The sequence below is a fragment of the Klebsiella sp. 141161 genome (assembly GCF_050600815.1).
GTDB classification, from domain to species: Bacteria; Pseudomonadota; Gammaproteobacteria; order Enterobacterales; family Enterobacteriaceae; genus Klebsiella; species Klebsiella aerogenes.
The window spans coordinates 773,358-790,401 of record NZ_JAQIRN010000001.1; the positions used below are offsets into that span (position 1 = coordinate 773,358).

General features: G+C 56.1%; 15 protein-coding genes and 1 pseudogene. 5 read left to right on the plus strand and 11 right to left on the minus strand.

The window, feature by feature from the left end; all coding sequences use genetic code 11:
* Positions 1–36 precede the first annotated feature (36 nt).
* Positions 37–1,215, plus strand: coding sequence for a formate-dependent phosphoribosylglycinamide formyltransferase (gene purT / locus PGR79_RS03700; protein WP_113373570.1), 1,179 nt, complete (start codon positions 37–39; stop codon positions 1,213–1,215).
* 52 nt (positions 1,216–1,267) lie between these two features.
* On the opposite strand, the gene PGR79_RS03705 is transcribed toward purT, so the two are convergent.
* From PGR79_RS03705 to zwf, 3 genes are all read right to left on the minus strand, one after another.
* Positions 1,268–1,909, minus strand: coding sequence for a bifunctional 4-hydroxy-2-oxoglutarate aldolase/2-dehydro-3-deoxy-phosphogluconate aldolase (locus PGR79_RS03705; protein ID WP_015366001.1), 642 nt, complete (start codon positions 1,907–1,909; stop codon positions 1,268–1,270).
* A 38-nt stretch (positions 1,910–1,947) separates the two neighbouring features.
* A complete protein-coding gene (gene edd / locus PGR79_RS03710) occupies positions 1,948–3,759 on the minus strand; it encodes a phosphogluconate dehydratase (protein ID WP_087860541.1) in 1,812 nt (603 codons plus the stop codon).
* Between the two features lie 222 nt (positions 3,760–3,981).
* The gene (gene zwf, locus PGR79_RS03715; protein ID WP_045390321.1) at positions 3,982–5,457 is read right to left on the minus strand and encodes a glucose-6-phosphate dehydrogenase; all 1,476 of its coding nucleotides are present in this window, start codon (positions 5,455–5,457) and stop codon (positions 3,982–3,984) included.
* Between the two features lie 319 nt (positions 5,458–5,776).
* Between zwf and PGR79_RS03720 the strand changes: the two are divergent.
* Together PGR79_RS03720 and pyk are read left to right on the plus strand one after the other, a co-directional pair.
* Positions 5,777–6,681: pseudogene (locus PGR79_RS03720) on the plus strand (MurR/RpiR family transcriptional regulator).
* A gap of 125 nt (positions 6,682–6,806) precedes the next feature.
* Positions 6,807–8,249: a pyruvate kinase gene (gene pyk / locus PGR79_RS03725; RefSeq protein ID WP_015365996.1), complete on the plus strand. Its 1,443-nt coding sequence runs from the start codon at positions 6,807–6,809 to the stop codon at positions 8,247–8,249.
* 249 nt (positions 8,250–8,498) lie between these two features.
* Here the strand turns inward: pyk and lpxM are convergent, their stop codons facing one another.
* From lpxM to znuA, 3 genes are all read right to left on the minus strand, one after another.
* Positions 8,499–9,470, minus strand: coding sequence for a lauroyl-Kdo(2)-lipid IV(A) myristoyltransferase (gene lpxM, locus PGR79_RS03730; RefSeq protein ID WP_045390317.1), 972 nt, complete (start codon positions 9,468–9,470; stop codon positions 8,499–8,501).
* 126 nt (positions 9,471–9,596) lie between these two features.
* A complete protein-coding gene (mepM, locus tag PGR79_RS03735) occupies positions 9,597–10,916 on the minus strand; it encodes a murein DD-endopeptidase MepM (RefSeq protein WP_045376156.1) in 1,320 nt (439 codons plus the stop codon).
* Between the two features lie 15 nt (positions 10,917–10,931).
* A complete protein-coding gene (znuA, locus tag PGR79_RS03740) occupies positions 10,932–11,876 on the minus strand; it encodes a zinc ABC transporter substrate-binding protein ZnuA (protein WP_087860665.1) in 945 nt (314 codons plus the stop codon).
* Between the two features lie 78 nt (positions 11,877–11,954).
* Here znuA and znuC point away from each other — a divergent pair, with 78 nt between their 5' ends.
* Positions 11,955–12,707: a zinc ABC transporter ATP-binding protein ZnuC gene (gene znuC / locus PGR79_RS03745; protein WP_015705955.1), complete on the plus strand. Its 753-nt coding sequence runs from the start codon at positions 11,955–11,957 to the stop codon at positions 12,705–12,707.
* Entirely contained in the window at positions 12,707–13,492 is a 786-nt protein-coding gene (znuB, locus tag PGR79_RS03750) for a zinc ABC transporter permease subunit ZnuB (protein ID WP_045390315.1), read from the plus strand. Before znuC ends, znuB begins: the two co-directional genes overlap by 1 nt.
* A gap of 39 nt (positions 13,493–13,531) precedes the next feature.
* Here znuB and ruvB read toward each other — a convergent pair whose 3' ends face one another.
* The 5 genes from ruvB to nudB form a co-directional block, all read right to left on the minus strand.
* On the minus strand, positions 13,532–14,542 hold the full coding sequence (gene ruvB / locus PGR79_RS03755) for a Holliday junction branch migration DNA helicase RuvB (RefSeq protein WP_015365990.1): 1,011 nt from the start codon (positions 14,540–14,542) through the stop codon (positions 13,532–13,534).
* A gap of 8 nt (positions 14,543–14,550) precedes the next feature.
* Positions 14,551–15,162 (minus strand): Holliday junction branch migration protein RuvA, encoded by a 612-nt coding sequence (gene ruvA / locus PGR79_RS03760; RefSeq protein WP_015365989.1) that lies wholly within the window; start codon positions 15,160–15,162, stop codon positions 14,551–14,553.
* Positions 15,163–15,243: 81 nt separating this feature from the next.
* Positions 15,244–15,765, minus strand: a complete 522-nt coding sequence (gene ruvC, locus PGR79_RS03765; protein ID WP_015365988.1) for a crossover junction endodeoxyribonuclease RuvC — start codon at positions 15,763–15,765, stop codon at positions 15,244–15,246.
* A gap of 45 nt (positions 15,766–15,810) precedes the next feature.
* On the minus strand, positions 15,811–16,551 hold the full coding sequence (locus PGR79_RS03770; protein ID WP_015365987.1) for a YebC/PmpR family DNA-binding transcriptional regulator: 741 nt from the start codon (positions 16,549–16,551) through the stop codon (positions 15,811–15,813).
* Positions 16,552–16,600: 49 nt separating this feature from the next.
* A complete protein-coding gene (gene nudB, locus PGR79_RS03775) occupies positions 16,601–17,044 on the minus strand; it encodes a dihydroneopterin triphosphate diphosphatase (RefSeq protein WP_015365986.1) in 444 nt (147 codons plus the stop codon).

Below are 17,044 nucleotides of genomic sequence, written 5' to 3' on the forward strand. Positions count from 1 at the left end.
ATGCGCGGCATGTTCTGTTTACGCTGAGAGTAGGTTATGACTTTATTAGGTACCGCGCTGCGCCCCGCGGCCACGAAGGTAATGTTGTTAGGTTCCGGCGAGCTCGGAAAAGAAGTCGCCATTGAATGCCAGCGGTTGGGTATTGAAACCATAGCCGTCGACCGCTATCCCGATGCGCCGGCGATGCAGGTGGCCCATCGTTCTCACGTCATCAACATGCTGCACGGCGACGCGCTGCGTGAACTGATCGCCTTAGAAAAACCGGATTATATCGTGCCGGAGATCGAAGCCATTGCCACCGACACGCTTGTTGAGCTGGAGCAGGCCGGGCAAAAAGTAGTGCCGACGGCGAGAGCCGCAAAACTCACCATGAATCGCGAAGGCATTCGCCGCCTCGCGGCCGAAGAGCTGCAAATTCCCACCTCTGCCTATCGTTTTGCCGACAGTGAAGAAGGCTTCCGCGCTGCCGTCGCCGAAATTGGTCTGCCTTGTATCGTTAAGCCGGTGATGAGCTCCTCGGGTAAAGGCCAAAGCTTTATCCGCTCGGCTGAGCAGCTCAGCGCCGCCTGGCAATACGCTCAACAGGGCGGGCGCGCAGGCGCCGGACGCGTCATCGTCGAAGGAGTGGTAAATTTTGATTTTGAAATTACGCTGCTCACCGTCAGCGCCGTCGACGGCGTCCACTTTTGCGCCCCGGTAGGCCATCGTCAGGAAGATGGCGACTACCGTGAATCCTGGCAGCCCCAACAGATGAGCGATCTCGCGCTGCAACGCGCGCAGGAGATCGCCCGCAAAGTGGTGCTGGCGCTGGGTGGATATGGGCTCTTCGGCGTTGAATTGTTCGTTTGCGGCGATGAGGTGATCTTCAGCGAAGTCTCCCCTCGCCCACACGATACCGGTATGGTCACTCTGATCTCGCAGGATCTATCGGAATTCGCCCTGCACGTTCGCGCCTTCCTTAGCCTGCCGATCGGCGCCATCCGCCAGTATGGCCCGGCGGCATCGGCGGTGATTTTACCGCAGCTAACCAGTGAGAACGTGACCTTTAGCAATCTGCAGGCCGCCGTCGGCGCGGGTCTGCAGTTGCGTCTGTTCGGTAAACCGGAAATCGCCGGCGCGCGTCGCCTGGGCGTTACGCTGGCGGTTGCTGATAACGTCGATGAAGCCATCAGCCGCGCCAAAACCGCCGCCGCCGCGGTTGTCGTGAAGGGATAAAAAAAGCCCGGTCGCTCACGCCGCCGGGCTTCTGTCATTTAAGGCGCAGAAATTATTTCGCGCCTTCTACCGCTTCGCGGGCCAGTTTGGTGATGCGATCGTAGTCGCCGTTTTCCAGCGCGTCGGCTGGAACCAGCCAGGAGCCGCCGATGCACAGCACGCTGTTAAGCGCCAGATAGTCGCGGTAATTCGCCGGAGAGATGCCGCCGGTCGGGCAAAAACGAATGTGGCCGAATGGACCCGCAATCGCCTGCAGCGCTTTCACGCCGCCGTTCGCTTCCGCCGGGAAGAATTTGAACTCTTTCAGGCCATACTGCATGCCCAGCATCAGCTCGGATACGGTGCTAATACCCGGGATCAGCGGGATAGTGCCTTCGCCGGTCGCCGCTTTCAGCAGGGATTCGGTCAGGCCCGGGCTAATAGCGAACTGCGCGCCTGCTTCAGTAACGGCTTTCAGTTGCTCAACGTTGGTCACGGTGCCGGCGCCGACAATCGCCTCCGGCACTTCTTTGGCGATAGCGCGGATAGCTTCCAGCGCGCACTCGGTGCGCAGCGTGACTTCCAGAACGCGTACACCGCCTGCAACCAGCGCTTTCGCCATCGGCACCGCGTGTTCCAGCTTTTTCACCACGATAACCGGTACGACCGGGCCGTTAGTCAGGATTGCTTCTGCAGTTGTTTTCCAGTTTTTCATCAGAGTTTTCTCTCGCCAGATCTACAAATCGAATCGTCTTAAAAAGTGATGCAGGTTGCGCCCTGCTCGGCTCCGGAGAGCTTCTCGCGCAGCGCGCCGAACATCTCGCGGCCGGTACCGACCCGCGAGCTGCTCAGGTCAGGAATATGCGGCTGGCGGGCGGCCAGTTCGGCTTCATCGACCAGCAGGGTCAACTCGCCGGTCTGCCCGTTAACGCGAATGATGTCGCCATCGCGCACTTTCGCCAGCAGCCCGCCATCGTAGGCTTCAGGAGTTACATGGATGGCTGACGGTACCTTGCCTGATGCGCCGGAAAGTCGGCCATCGGTGACCAGCGCAATTTTGAAACGGCGGTCCAATAATACACCAAGTGGCGGCATAAGTTTATGTAATTCTGGCATGCCGTTCGCTTTCGGCCCCTGATGGCGTACGACGACTACGCAATCTTTATCCAGCAGCCCCGCTTCAAACGCGGGTAGCACGTCGTGCTGGCTCTCAAAGACGACCGCTGGCGCTTCGATAATCTGGTTCTCAACCGGCACTGCGGAGGTTTTCATTACCGCACGACCGAGGTTACCGCTCAGCACTTTGGTACCGCCATGGCGGGAGAACGGTTTCTCGAAGGTAGCGATGACCTGATCGTCAAGCGGCGCGGTCGCCCCTTCACGCCAGTCCAGTTCGCCGTTATTCAGCCATGGTTCCATGGTGTAACGCGACAGCCCGAAGCCGGCAACCGTGTTGACATCTTCGTGCAGCAATCCGCCTTTCAGCAGCTCGCGAACCAGTACCGGCACGCCGCCTGCCGCCTGGAAGTGGTTAATGTCCGCCGGACCGTTTGGATACAGACGCGCCAACAGCGGCACCACATCGGAAAGATCGGAGAAATCATCCCAGTTAATGATAATGCCCGCCGCGCGCGCCATTGCCACCAGATGCATCGTGTGGTTGGTGGAACCGCCGGTCGCCAGCAGCGCAACGATACCGTTGACCACCACTTTTTCGTCAATCATTTTGCCCAGCGGCATCCACTCATTGCCGTTACCGGTCATGCGCGTCACCTGACGCGCGGCGGCGCTGGTCAGCGCTTCGCGCAGCGGAGCGTCCGGATGAACAAACGAGGAACCAGGCAACTGCATGCCCATAAACTCAACCACCATCTGGTTGGTGTTGGCGGTACCGTAGAAGGTACAGGTGCCCGGCGCATGATAAGAGGCGGCTTCAGATTCAAGCAGCGCCATACGGTCAACCTTACCTTCGGCGTACAGCTGACGAATGCGCACTTTTTCTTTATTCGGCAGGCCGCTGGCCATCGGGCCAGACGGAATAAATACCGACGGCAGATGGCCGAAGGAGAGCGCCGCCATGGTCAGTCCGGGAACAATTTTATCGCATACGCCAAGATACAACGCGCCGTCGAACATATTGTGCGACAGACCGATGGCGGCAGACATGGCAATCACTTCGCGGCTCAACAGCGACAGCTCCATACCATCCTGGCCCTGCGTCACGCCGTCACACATTGCCGGCACGCCGCCGGCCACTTGCCCTACCGCATTGGCGGAGTGCAAGGCTTTGCGAATGATATCCGGATAATGTTCATAAGGCTGGTGGGCGGACAACATATCGTTATAGGAGGTGATAATGGCGATGTTGTTGCGCAACATGCTCTTCAGCGACGCTTTATCTTCTGACTGACAGGCGGCAAAACCGTGCGCCAGGTTGCCGCAGGCCAACTGTGAACGATGGACGGTATCGCTTTTGGCTTGATTAATCCGTGCGAGGTAGGCTGAGCGGGTTTCGCGCGACCGTTCGATAATGCGATTTGTTACCCGTAACATTGTCGAATTCATAGAGGCTCCTCAAAATTTATCTGTCCGGCCACCGCGCGATGACGTCGAAGAATGGTGTAAATGGCACCACCACTGGGGCTCAGGGGCAAAATGTCTACGGGCAGTGTAATAAAAAAAGCCCCGGGGGTGAATCCTCCCGGGGCTTAAAAGATTAAAAATTATGCGCCAGACTGCGCCAGATCATGTTACCGGTAAAATAACTCTCCCGGATTAACGATACACTTACTCGAATTCGTTCCAGGAACGGCCATCGCGGGTGATCATCGCCACCGACGCCACCGGGCCCCAGGTACCTGCCTGATAAGGCTTCGGCGCGTCGCCGTCGGCCGCCCATGCGCCGGTTATGGAGTCTACCCACTTCCACGCTTCTTCTACTTCATCGCGACGCACGAACAGAGCCTGGATACCGCGCATGGTTTCCAACAGCAGGCGTTCGTAGGCATCCGCCAGGTGAGTTTGATTGAAGGTTTCGGAGTAGCTCAGATCCAGCTTGGTGATCTGCAGATTATGCTTGTGATCGAGGCCTGGAACTTTGTTAAGCACCTGAATATCCACACCTTCATCTGGCTGCAGACGAATGGTCAATTTGTTCTGCGGCAGCTCCTGCCAGGTCTCTTTGAACAGGTTCAGTTCCGGAGTTTTGAAGTAAACTACCACTTCGGAGCATTTCGTCGGCAGGCGTTTACCGGTACGCAGGTAGAACGGAACCCCAGCCCAGCGCCAGTTATCGATATCCACGCGGATGGCCACAAAGGTCTCCGTATTACTGGATTTGTTAGCGCCCTCTTCTTCCAGATAGCCCGGTACTTTTTTGCCTTGCGCGAACCCGGCGGTGTACTGACCGCGGACGGTTTTCTCACGCACGTTCGAGCGATCGATACGGCGCAGCGATTTCAGCACTTTCACTTTTTCATCGCGGATGCTGTCGGCAGTCAGATCGGACGGCGGCGACATGGCGATCATGCACAGGATCTGCAGCAGATGGTTCTGGATCATGTCGCGCATCTGCCCGGCTTGATCGAAATAACCCCAGCGGCCTTCAATACCCACTTCCTCCGCCACGGTGATTTCAACGTGGTCAATGGTGCGGCAGTCCCAGTTATTGACGAACAGGGAGTTAGCAAAGCGCAGCGCCAACAGATTCAGTACCGTCTCTTTGCCCAGGTAATGGTCGATACGGTAAACCTGGCACTCTTCGAAATACTCACCCACCTGGTCATTAATTTCACGCGAGGTTTCCAGCGAGGTTCCGAGCGGTTTTTCCATCACCACCCGCGCGGGTTTGGCATTCAGCTTCGCTTCGCCCAGACCTTTGCAGATAGCGCCGAATGTGCTGGGCGGCATCGCGAAGTAGTTAATGGTGACGCGGTTTTCCTGATCCAGCATTTCGCCCAGACGCGTAAAGCCGCTGGTATCGTTGACATCAAGGTTACAGAAGTCCAGACGACCGCTCAGGGTATCCCATAGACCTTCGTCGATTTTCTCTTTCATGAAGGTTTCTAACGCTTCACGTACGACTTTAGTGTAAGCGTCTTTATCCCAATCGGCGCGACCTACGCCGATGATGCGGGTTTCAGGGTTAATCTGGCCAGCCTTTTCAAGCTGATACAGGGAAGGCAACAGTTTACGGCGCGCGAGGTCACCTTTCGCGCCGAAAATGACCAGATCGCATGCCTGGGCCGTTTGCGTTACCGCCATGTCATTCTCCTCAGTTGATAGTCTGGTGCTTATGCCAGGCTAAATTTGTAATTTTCTTACGCTGCACTGTACTGTGTTTACGAATTTCCTGAAACCCTTGGCGGTGCTTTCCCGACGTTACCGCACATAGAGGAAAAGCGTTCGCCGACAAATTGGGCATCAGGCTAAGAATGTTCGTTGTTTCGTCTGGTTTTCAGTTAGTAAAATACGACTCTGATCATGTAATGAAAAAAAACGACATTTTTTCTCGTCATTCCTCACCGCTTCTGATTGCGGAGGGGTATATTCTTGCTAAAACGCCTGATGATTTCACCCATTAATGAAATCGTTTCCATTGATGAGCGCCTGTAAACAATGAACATGCTGGAAAAAATCCAGTCCCGACTGGAAAACCTTAGCAAATCTGAACGCAAAGTGGCGGAAGTCATTCTTGCCACCCCGGCGCAGGCCATTCACTCAAGCATTGCGGCCCTGGCGCTGGAAGCCGGCGTCAGCGAGCCGACCGTAAACCGATTTTGTCGCAGCCTGGAAACCCGGGGCTTCCCCGATTTTAAACTGCATCTGGCACAAAGTCTGGCACACGGTACCCTCTATGTTAACCGTAATGTCGATGAAGACGACAGCGTCGAATCCTATACGGCGAAAATTTTCGAATCGGCAATGGCCAGCCTCGATCAGGTGCATCACGCGCTGGATATGTCGGCGGTCAACCGGGCAGTGGATCTGCTTACCCAGGCGAAGAAAATTTCCTTCTTCGGCCTGGGGTCTTCAGCCGCCGTCGCGCATGACGCGATGAATAAATTTTTCCGTTTTAACGTCCCGGTCATCTACTCCGACGATATTGTCCTGCAGCGCATGAGCTGTATGAATTGTAACGATGATGACGTGGTGGTCATCATTTCACACACCGGGCGCACCAAAAGCCTGGTTGAGCTGGCGCAGCTGGCGCGTGAAAACGATGCTATGGTCATTGCCATTACTTCAGCCGGCACCCCGCTGGCGCGGGAGTCGACGCTGGCCATTACGCTGGACGTCCCGGAAGACACCGATATTTATATGCCAATGGTGTCGCGTCTGGCCCAGCTCACGGTAATTGATGTGCTGGCGACCGGCTTCACCCTGCGCCGCGGAGCAAAATTCAGAGATAACTTGAAGAGGGTCAAGGAAGCGCTGAAGGAATCGCGCTTTGATAAAGAACTACTCATGAGTAGTGATAAACAATAATAGTCATTATAAGTCAGAGACCAATTATGTCTCGGCAGCGTAGCAGTTCCGCCCGTTAGCGGATTTGGCGCTACCGAATCCATGTTCACGCAACACCAAAGTTGTTTTAGTCAACGGAGTATTACATGTCCAGAAGGCTTCGCAGAACCAAAATCGTAACGACCTTAGGTCCGGCAACTGACCGCGATAACAACCTCGAAAAGGTTATCGCCGCGGGCGCTAACGTCGTACGCATGAACTTCTCTCACGGTACCCCGGAAGATCACCAGCTCCGCGCAGACAAAGTCCGTGAAATTGCAGCAAAACTGGGCCGTCACGTAGCGATTCTCGGCGACCTGCAGGGGCCGAAAATCCGTGTCTCTACCTTCAAAGAAGGCAAAATTTTCCTTAACATTGGCGACAAATTCCTGCTCGACGCCAACCTGGGTAAAGGTGAAGGCGATAAAGAAAAAGTCGGCATCGACTATAAAGGCCTGCCGGCGGACGTCGTGCCAGGCGATATCCTGCTGCTCGACGATGGTCGCGTGCAGCTGAAGGTCCTGGAAGTACAGGGGATGAAAGTTTTCACCGAAGTTACCGTTGGTGGCCCGCTATCTAACAATAAAGGTATCAACAAACTCGGCGGCGGGCTGTCTGCAGAAGCATTAACCGATAAAGACAAAGCCGACATCGTTACCGCCGCAAAAATTGGCGTTGATTACCTGGCGGTCTCCTTCCCGCGTTGCGGCGAAGACCTGAACTACGCTCGCCGTCTGGCCCGTGACGCTGGCTGCGATGCGAAAATCGTCGCCAAAGTCGAACGTGCGGAAGCGGTCTGCGATCAGGATGCCATGGACGACGTTATTCTCGCCTCCGACGTGGTGATGGTGGCTCGCGGCGATCTCGGTGTGGAAATCGGCGATCCGGAACTGGTGGGTATCCAGAAGGCGCTGATTCGCCGCGCTCGCCAGCTTAACCGCTCGGTCATCACCGCCACGCAGATGATGGAATCGATGATCACCAATCCAATGCCGACCCGTGCGGAAGTCATGGACGTGGCGAACGCCGTGCTGGACGGTACCGATGCCGTAATGCTGTCCGCAGAAACCGCTGCCGGCCAGTATCCGTCAGAAACCGTCGCCGCGATGGCGCGCGTGTGCCTGGGCGCAGAGAAGATCCCAAGTCTCAACGTTTCCAAACACCGTCTTGACGTCCAGTTCGACAATGTCGAAGAAGCGATTGCCATGTCGGCGATGTATGCGGCCAACCACCTGAAAGGCATTACCGCGATTATCACCATGACCGAGTCCGGCCGCACCGCGCTGATGACTTCGCGTATCAGTTCCGGCCTGCCGATTTTCGCCCTCTCCCGTCACGAGCGCACCCTGAACCTGACGGCGCTCTATCGTGGCGTGACGCCGGTGCATTTCGATAGCCATAACGACGGCGTTGCCGCCGCGCACGATGCGGTTAACCTGCTGCGTGATAAAGGCTATCTGGTCTCCGGCGACCTGGTGGTCGTCACCCAGGGCGACGTGATGAGCACCATTGGCAGCACCAACACCACCCGTATTCTGACCGTCGAGTAATCGCCTTCAGTGATGGGAAAGCCTCCTTATGGAGGCTTTTTTATGCTTGTTATCCTGGTAAATACAGGAATCACAACATGCCGGCGATGGTAGCATACGGAAATGTTTTGTAGGCCCGCGCAAGCGCAGCGCCGCCGGGCAATATCCGCGGATAAGGAGCCGCTTTTGCGCCGGATGGCGGCTGCGCCTTATCCGGCCTACGGTCTGGTAAATGCAGGCGCCATAGCCCCGCTCAGCGCAGCATACAGCTTACTTCTTCGGAAACAGTTCTTTGCGCTTATAAGGCTCAGTTTCGCCCGGCTTACGCGTCTTCAGCAGTTTCAGGATCCAGGTATACTGTTCGGTGTGCGGCCTGACGAAAATCTCAACCTCTTCGTTCATACGACGCGCAATCGTCGTGTCATCGGCTTCCAGCAGATCGTCCATCGGCGGGCGTACCAGTACCGTCAGACGATGCGTTTTACCGTCATACACCGGGAACAGCGGCACTACGCGCGCACGGCAGACTTTCATCAGACGGCCAATCGCCGGGAGCGTCGCTTTGTAAGTCGCAAAGAAATCGACAAATTCGCTATGCTCGGCGCCGTGATCCTGGTCGGGCAGATAATAGCCCCAGTAGCCCTGGCGCACCGATTGAATAAACGGCTTGATACCATCGTTACGCGCGTGCATGCGCCCGCCAAAACGACGGCGTACGGTGTTCCAGACGTAATCAAAGACCGGATTTCCCTGGTTATGGAACATCGCCGCCATTTTTTGCCCGCCTGAAGCCATCAGCATCGCCGGAATATCCACGCCCCAGGCGTGCGGCACTAAAAAGATGACCTTTTCATTATTACGGTGCATCTCGTCAATGATCTCTTTCCCCTGCCAGTCAACGCGGGACATCACGCGCTGCGGGTCGCGCATGCCGAGTTCGGCCATCATCACCATTGCCTGCGGAGCCGACATATACATCGCATCAATGATAGCTTCACGCTCTTGTTCGCTTTTTTCCGGGAAGCAGTACAGCAGGTTAATCTGCGCCCGACGGCGGGAGCTTTTTGCCAGACGGCCTACAAAACGCCCCAGTTTGCCGAGAATGGGGTCGCGGAAAGAGGGAGGCGTCAGCGCGATTCCGGCGAAGGCGAAAACGCCCAGCCACGCGCCCCAGTAGCGCGGCAGTAAAAAAGATTTCTCAAATTTGGGGATAAATTCAATGTTATTTTTTTTCGTTTCCATGCCCGGTCCGCAGAAGGTCTGCTCAATCAATAAAGATAATGGCTTAGTTTAGCGATACGTCACTCATCGCACAAAAGAAAAAGCCGGCGCATAGCGGGCGCCGGCTTTCAGTGAAGATAATTCAGACTAATCAAAGCGCAGCTGCGGGATAACCTCTTTGGCCTGCGCCAGGTAATCGGTACGGTCGGAACCGGTTAAACCTTCGGTACGCGGCAGTTTTGCCGTCAGCGGGTTAACCGCCTGCTGGTTGATCCAGACTTCATAGTGCAGGTGCGGGCCAGTAGAACGCCCGGTATTGCCCGACAGCGCGATACGGTCGCCGCGTTTCACTTTCTGCCCCGGTTTCACCAGCAGCTTACGCAGGTGCATATAACGGGTGGTATAGGTGCGGCCATGACGCACGGCAACATAGTAGCCTGCCGCGCCGCTGCGTTTCGCCACCACCACTTCACCATCGCCGACGGAAAGCACCGGCGTGCCCTGCGGCATAGCGAAGTCAACGCCGCGATGCGGCGCAACGCGGCCGGTCACCGGATTCAGGCGACGCGGGTTGAAGTTGGACGACACGCGGAACTGACGCGAGGTCGGGAAGCGCAGGAAGCCCTTCGCCAGACCCGTACCGTTGCGATCGTAGAATTTGCCATCTTCGGCACGGATCGCGTAATAGTCTTTGCCATCGGAACGTAAACGCACGCCTAACAGCTGGCTCTGCTCGCGCTTGCCATCCAGCATTTCACGCGACATCAGAACCGAGAATTCATCGCCTTTTTTCAGCTTACGGAAGTCCATCTGCCACTGCATCGCTTTGATGACCGCGCTGATTTCCGTACTGGTGAGGCCAGCATCACGAGCGCTGGAAACGAAGCTGGCGCCAACGGTGCCTTTCAGGACGTTGTTGACCCAATCCCCTTTCTGCAGCTCGCTGCTCATTTTAAAACCATTGGCGACGCGGTTATAAGTACGCGTCTCACGGCGCGACATCTCCCACGTCAAGCTTTGTAGATCGCCATCAGCGGTTAGCGTCCAGGAGAGCTGTTGACCAATTTTAAGATTACGCAGCTCTTTATCAGCAGAGGAGAGTTGAGCGATATCGCCCATATCAATACCGTACTGATTAAGAATACTGCTCAGCGTATCGCCGGTAGAAACCACATATTCATGGCCGCCGGAGTCGCTATCGGATTTATCGTCGAGCTCGTCCTGCGGGATAGCTTCCTCTTCCTGCGGCGCCTGATCGATGGGTTCGGAAGCTTCCGGCAACAAAGAGCGGATTTCGCTTTTTTCCAGCTCAATCGTTCTGACTATCGGGGCTGATTCCGGGTGGTAGATGTAGGGCCGCCAGACGGCGACCGCTAATGTTAGAACGCTCAACGACCCCAGCATAACGCGATGAGGTCGCGGCAAGTTGTTGAATGCCTGAGTGACAGCGCGGGCTATCTGTTGCACGTATTCACTTCCTCGTTAATCTCCTTTCAGGCAGCTTGAATACTGATGCCCCAACTGGCTCAGGAACTGTGGGTAACTGTCTTTACCCAGTTTAATTCCGATTCCAAGTGGATCCAGGGTTCCCATGCGCACGGAGGTCCCCCTGGCAACAGCTTCGATAACCGCTGGCCTGAATTGTGGCTCAGCAAAAACGCAAGTCGCTTTTTGCTCAACCAACTGTGTTCTTATTTCGTGTAAACGCTGCGCACCAGGCTGGATTTCAGGGTTGACGGTAAAATGCCCCAATGAGGTCAAACCGTAATGTTTTTCGTAGTAGCCATAGGCGTCATGAAAAACGAAATATCCCTTACCTTTCACCGGCGCCAGCTCGTTACTCACCTGTTTGTCGGTTGCGGCTAATTTTGCCTCAAATTCCTTCAGGTTGGCGTCAAGTTTGGCTCGACTCTGCGGCATAAGTTCCAATAATTTATCGTGGATTGCAACCGCTGAGAGCCGCGCTATCTCTGGGGAGAGCCACAGATGCATATTGTAAATGCCGTGATGGTGATCGCCGTCACTTTTTTCGCCATTAGCATGTTCGTGACCATGTTCGTCATCGTCATCATCCGTCCCTTTGATGAGCAACGGTTTCACCCCATCCAACTGCGCGATAGTGACCTTTTTCTGCTCCGCAATGCTTTGCGTTGACTTGTCCATGAATGCTTCCATTTCTGGACCAATCCACACCACTAAGTCTGCGTTCTGTAAGCGTTTTACATCAGATGGGCGCAGGGAATAATCATGCTCGGAAGCACCGTCAGGTAGCAAAACCTGGGTATCCGTTACGCCATCGGCGATAGCGGAAGCGATAAAGCCAAGGGGTTTCATGGAAGCGACGACGGCAGCATGAGCCACCGGGGCATGAGCGAACAAAAAAGCGGCGCTAAGTCCAGCGCAAAGAAGCGTATTTTTATGTAACATAATGCGACTAATCATCGTAATGAGCGAAAGTGATGTGATATTATAACATTCAATCGCTAGTGCAACCCCTAATTTGACATGACGAATCTTGTAACGCTGGAAAAAGTCGCGGTCGTCTACGGCCAGCGGCGCGTGTTGTCTGACATTTCGCTAACGCTAAAACCAGGCAAAATTTTAACACTTCTTGGCCCAAACGGCGCCGGGAAATCGACGCTGGTGCGCGTGGTGCTCGGCCTGGTGACGCCGACAGAAGGTGCTATCCAGCGCGAGAAAAATCTGCGTATCGGCTATGTGCCGCAAAAACTGCATCTTGATGCGACCATGCCGCTGACGGTCAGCCGCTTTATGCGCCTACGTCCCGGTACCCGCAAACAGGATATTATGCCGGCGCTGCAGCGCGTGCAGGCCGGGCATCTAATCGATGCGCCAATGCAAAAGCTCTCCGGCGGCGAAACCCAGCGCGTGTTGCTGGCGCGAGCCCTGCTGAATCAACCGCAACTGCTGGTGCTGGATGAACCTACCCAGGGCGTCGACGTCAATGGGCAGGTGGCGCTGTATGATTTAATAAACCAACTGCGTCAGGAGCTGAACTGCGCGGTCTTAATGGTTTCCCACGATCTGCACCTCGTCATGGCCAAAACCGATGAAGTGCTGTGCCTGAACCAGCATATTTGCTGCTCCGGAACCCCGGAAGTGGTCTCGATGCATCCGGAATTTATCTCCATGTTCGGCCCGCGCGGCGCGGAACAGCTTGGCATTTATCGTCACCAACATAATCACCGCCACGACCTGCAGGGGCGGATTGTACTGCGTCGGGGAAATGGTCGCTAATGATTGAATTACTGTTACCCGGCTGGTTAGCCGGCATGATGCTCGCCTGCGCGGCAGGCCCCCTGGGTTCGTTCGTGGTCTGGCGGAGAATGTCCTACTTTGGCGATACGCTGGCGCATGCTTCGCTGCTTGGAGTGGCGTTTGGTCTGCTGCTCAACGTGAATCCGTTTTATGCGGTTATCGTGGTCACGCTGCTGCTGGCGGGCGGCCTGGTGTGGCTGGAAAAACGCCCTCACCTGGCGGTCGATACCCTGCTGGGTATTATGGCCCACAGCGCGCTGTCGCTCGGTCTGGTGGTGGTGAGCCTGATGTCGAACGTTCGCGTCGACCTGATGGCCTATCTGTTTGGCGATCTGTTAGCCGTAACCCCACAGGATTTAATCTCCATTGCATTAGGCGTAGTGGTGGTGGTCGCGATATTGCTCTGGCAATGGCGTAACCTGCTGGCGATGACTATCAGCCCTGATTTAGCGTTTGTTGACGGCGTGAAGTTGCAGCGGGTTAAACTGTTGCTGATGCTGGTGACGGCATTGACTATCGGCGTGGCAATGAAATTCGTCGGCGCGCTGATCATCACTTCGCTGTTGATAATCCCGGCCGCTACCGCCCGCCGCTTTGCCCGCACGCCGGAACAGATGGCCGCAGTAGCCGTTGGCGTGGGTATGCTGGCGGTAACCGGGGGATTAACCTTCTCGGCGTTCTACGATACCCCTGCAGGCCCTTCGGTTGTGCTGTGCGCAGCGGCGCTGTTTGTTCTGAGTATGACGAAGAAAGCGGCGAGTTGATTGAGAGGCTACCCGGTAGCGGAAAGCTACCGGGTTTCATCAGGGCATTTCCGGCGGGGTAATACCGAAGTGATTCCAGGCGCGCACCGTCGCCATTCGGCCACGCGGCGTGCGCTGCAGGAACCCCTGCTGAATTAAGTACGGCTCCAGCACGTCTTCAATGGTTTCGCGCTCCTCGCCGATAGCCGCCGCGAGATTATCGAGGCCGACCGGCCCACCGAAGAATTTGTCGATTACCGCCAATAGCAGCTTGCGATCCATATAATCAAACCCTTCGGCATCCACGTTGAGCATATCCAGCGCCTGAGCGGCGATCTCAGCGGAGATAGTGCCATCGTGACGGACTTCGGCGAAGTCGCGCACCCGGCGCAGCAGGCGGTTGGCGATACGCGGCGTACCGCGCGCGCGACGGGCGACTTCCAGCGCCCCTTCTTCGCTCATCTCCAGCCCCATATGACGGGCGCTGCGGCCAACAATGTGCTGCAGGTCCGGCACCTGATAAAACTCGAGGCGCTGTACGATACCAAAGCGGTCGCGCAGCGGCGAAGTCAATGAACCAGCGCGGGTGGTCGCGCCAATCAGGGTAAACGGCGGCAGATCGATTTTAATCGAGCGTGCGGCCGGGCCTTCGCCAATCATGATATCCAGCTGGTAATCTTCCATCGCCGGATACAGTACCTCTTCCACTACTGGCGAAAGGCGGTGGATCTCATCAATAAACAGGACATCATGCGGCTCAAGGTTGGTCAGCATTGCCGCCAGGTCTCCGGCCTTTTCCAACACCGGGCCGGAGGTGGTGCGCAGATTCACGCCCATTTCGTTGGCGACGATATTGGCAAGCGTGGTTTTCCCCAAACCCGGCGGGCCAAAAATCAGCAGGTGATCGAGCGCATCGCCGCGCAGTTTCGCCGCCTGGATAAAGATCTCCATCTGCGAACGCACCTGCGGCTGGCCGACGTACTCTGCGAGCAATTTGGGGCGGATAGCGCGGTCAGCGGCCTCTTCGAAACCAATGCTGTCGCCTGATACCAGCCGATCTGCTTCAATCATCCCTTACCTCACAACGCCGCGCGCAGCGCTTCGCGGATTAGCGTTTCACTATTAGCGTCCGGACGGGCGATTTTGCTCACCATCCGGCTGGCCTCTTGTGGTTTATAGCCCAGCGCCACCAGCGCGGCAACCGCTTCTTGCTCCGCGTCGTCGGCAGTTGGGCCGGCAGGCGTCGTCAGCACCAGATCGGCGGCCGGAGTAAACAGGTCGCCATGCAGGCCTTTAAAGCGGTCTTTCATTTCGACAATTAAACGCTCAGCGGTTTTCTTGCCAATACCCGGCAGTTTCACCAGCGAGGCGACTTCTTCACGCTCAACGGCATTCACGAACTGCTGCGCCGACATGCCGGAAAGGATAGCCAGCGCCAGCTTCGGCCCGACGCCGTTGGTTTTGATAAGCTCTTTAAACAGGGTGCGTTCCTGCTTGTTGTTAAAGCCGTAGAGCAGCTGCGCGTCTTCGCGTACCACAAAATGGGTGAAGACGATGGCTTCCTGCCCGGCTTCCGGTAGCTCGTAGAAGCAGGTCATCGGCATATGGACTTCATAACCTACGCCCCCGGTTTCCAGTAATACCAGCGGGGGTTGCTTTTCGAGAATGATGCCTCTGAGTCTGCCTATCACGTAGCGCTCCTGAATAAAGGGCCGAAAGTTTAATGCGTTATCATAAAAAAAGGCTGGATGAATATCCAGCCTGATTTGTGATTATCGTAACCGCCCTCGCGCCAGATTGAGCCGGGTCTCGCTAATCTGAGCCAGGTTCTGACTGAGGTGGCAATGGGTGATGGCGATGGCCAATGCATCCGCCGCATCCGCCTGCGGATTTGCCGGAAGTTTCAGCAAAGTACGCACCATATGCTGTACCTGGCTCTTTTCCGCGCTACCGATGCCGACGACGGTTTGCTTAACCTGGCGGGCAGCGTACTCAAAGACCGGCAGGTCCTGGTTCGTCGCCGCGACAATCGCCACCCCGCGTGCCTGCCCAAGTTTCAACGCCGAATCGGCATTTTTCGCCATAAAGACCTGCTCGATAGCGAAATAGTCAGGCTGGAACTGGGTAATAATTTCGGTGACGCCGGCGTAAATCAGCTTCAGCCGCGACGGCAGATCGTCTACTTTGGTGCGGATGCATCCGCTGCCAAGATAGCTCAACTGCCGCCCGACCTGGCGAATCACGCCATAACCGGTCACGCGTGACCCCGGGTCAATGCCGAGAATAATGGCCATCACGCGCCTCCAGTATTAACTCACCCGCGATACCGGCTACCGGCATCACAGCGTTGCGGCAACCTCATCGGAGATTTCGCCGTTATGATACACTTCCTGCACGTCGTCGCAGTCTTCCAGCATATCAATAAGACGCAGCAGCTTCGGCGCGGTTTCCGCATCCATATCCGCTTTAGTCGACGGGATCATTGAGACTTCAGCAGCGTCAGCTTTCAGGCCTGCAGCTTCCAGCGCATCACGTACCGCGCCCATCTCTTCCCAGGCGGTGTAAACGTCAATGGCGCCGTCGTCATAGGTAACTACGTCTTCAGCACCCGCTTCCAGCGCAGCTTCCATGATGGTGTCTTCGTCGCCTTTCTCGAAGGAGATCACGCCTTTTTTGCTGAACAGATAGGCCACGGAGCCGTCGGTTCCGAGGTTACCACCAGTTTTGGTAAAGGCGTGGCGCACTTCGGCGACGGTACGGTTACGGTTGTCACTCAGACATTCAACCATTACCGCAGTGCCGCCCGGGCCGTAACCTTCATAAATGATGGTTTCCATGTTCGCGTCTTCATCACCGCCGACGCCGCGCGCGATAGCGCGGTTCAGGGTGTCGCGAGTCATGTTGTTGGACAGCGCTTTATCTACCGCCGCGCGCAGACGCGGGTTGGATGCCGGATCGCCGCCGCCCAGACGCGCAGCGGTGACCAGCTCGCGGATGATTTTAGTAAAGATCTTACCGCGCTTGGCATCTTGCGCCGCTTTGCGGTGTTTGGTGTTGGCCCATTTACTATGACCTGCCATAAAAAACTCTCCAAAAAAGCCGTCTTTCCGCGACAAACGCCGCGGGAAGTTACCCGGCGTTAATTACAAATTCTTCAATCGCCTGCCGGTTGCTCCACGATTTAGTTAGCGCGGCGGCATCCGACGCGCTAACCCAGCGGTAATCCAGATGTTCAGTGAAAACAATCTGGCGCTCATGGGGCAGCGCAAGACGGAACCAGAATTCCGTATTGCGCTCGACGCCCGGCGCATAGCGATGACGTAAGTGAGAAAATATCTCGAACTCCACCGTACGCTGACAGTCAATTAAGGCCAGTTGCTCGCGAGCAACGTCAATGGCGACCTCTTCCTTTACTTCGCGCGCGGCGGCCTGCAACGCGGTTTCCCCCTCTTCCAGGCTGCCGGTAACCGACTGCCAGAAAGCGGGATCGTCGCGTCGCTGCAACATCAGCACCCGCTTCGTATCTTCGGCGTAAATCACCACCAGAACGGAGACGGGCAGCTTGAATGACAT

Bases quoted from the DNA above. Each gene is read 5' to 3' on its own strand.
- edd (WP_087860541.1), bottom strand. From the start codon at position 3,759: ATGAATTCGACAATGTTACGGGTAACAAATCGCATTATCGAACGGTCG.
- nudB (WP_015365986.1), bottom strand. From the start codon at position 17,044: ATGTCATTCAAGCTGCCCGTCTCCGTTCTGGTGGTGATTTACGCCGAA.
- znuA (WP_087860665.1), bottom strand. From the start codon at position 11,876: ATGTTACATAAAAATACGCTTCTTTGCGCTGGACTTAGCGCCGCTTTT.
- znuC (WP_015705955.1), top strand. From the start codon at position 11,955: ATGACGAATCTTGTAACGCTGGAAAAAGTCGCGGTCGTCTACGGCCAG.
- PGR79_RS03770 (WP_015365987.1), bottom strand. From the start codon at position 16,551: ATGGCAGGTCATAGTAAATGGGCCAACACCAAACACCGCAAAGCGGCG.
- lpxM (WP_045390317.1), bottom strand. From the start codon at position 9,470: ATGGAAACGAAAAAAAATAACATTGAATTTATCCCCAAATTTGAGAAA.
- znuB (WP_045390315.1), top strand. From the start codon at position 12,707: ATGATTGAATTACTGTTACCCGGCTGGTTAGCCGGCATGATGCTCGCC.
- pyk (WP_015365996.1), top strand. From the start codon at position 6,807: ATGTCCAGAAGGCTTCGCAGAACCAAAATCGTAACGACCTTAGGTCCG.
- purT (WP_113373570.1), top strand. From the start codon at position 37: ATGACTTTATTAGGTACCGCGCTGCGCCCCGCGGCCACGAAGGTAATG.
- zwf (WP_045390321.1), bottom strand. From the start codon at position 5,457: ATGGCGGTAACGCAAACGGCCCAGGCATGCGATCTGGTCATTTTCGGC.
- ruvC (WP_015365988.1), bottom strand. From the start codon at position 15,765: ATGGCCATTATTCTCGGCATTGACCCGGGGTCACGCGTGACCGGTTAT.
- ruvB (WP_015365990.1), bottom strand. From the start codon at position 14,542: ATGATTGAAGCAGATCGGCTGGTATCAGGCGACAGCATTGGTTTCGAA.
- PGR79_RS03705 (WP_015366001.1), bottom strand. From the start codon at position 1,909: ATGAAAAACTGGAAAACAACTGCAGAAGCAATCCTGACTAACGGCCCG.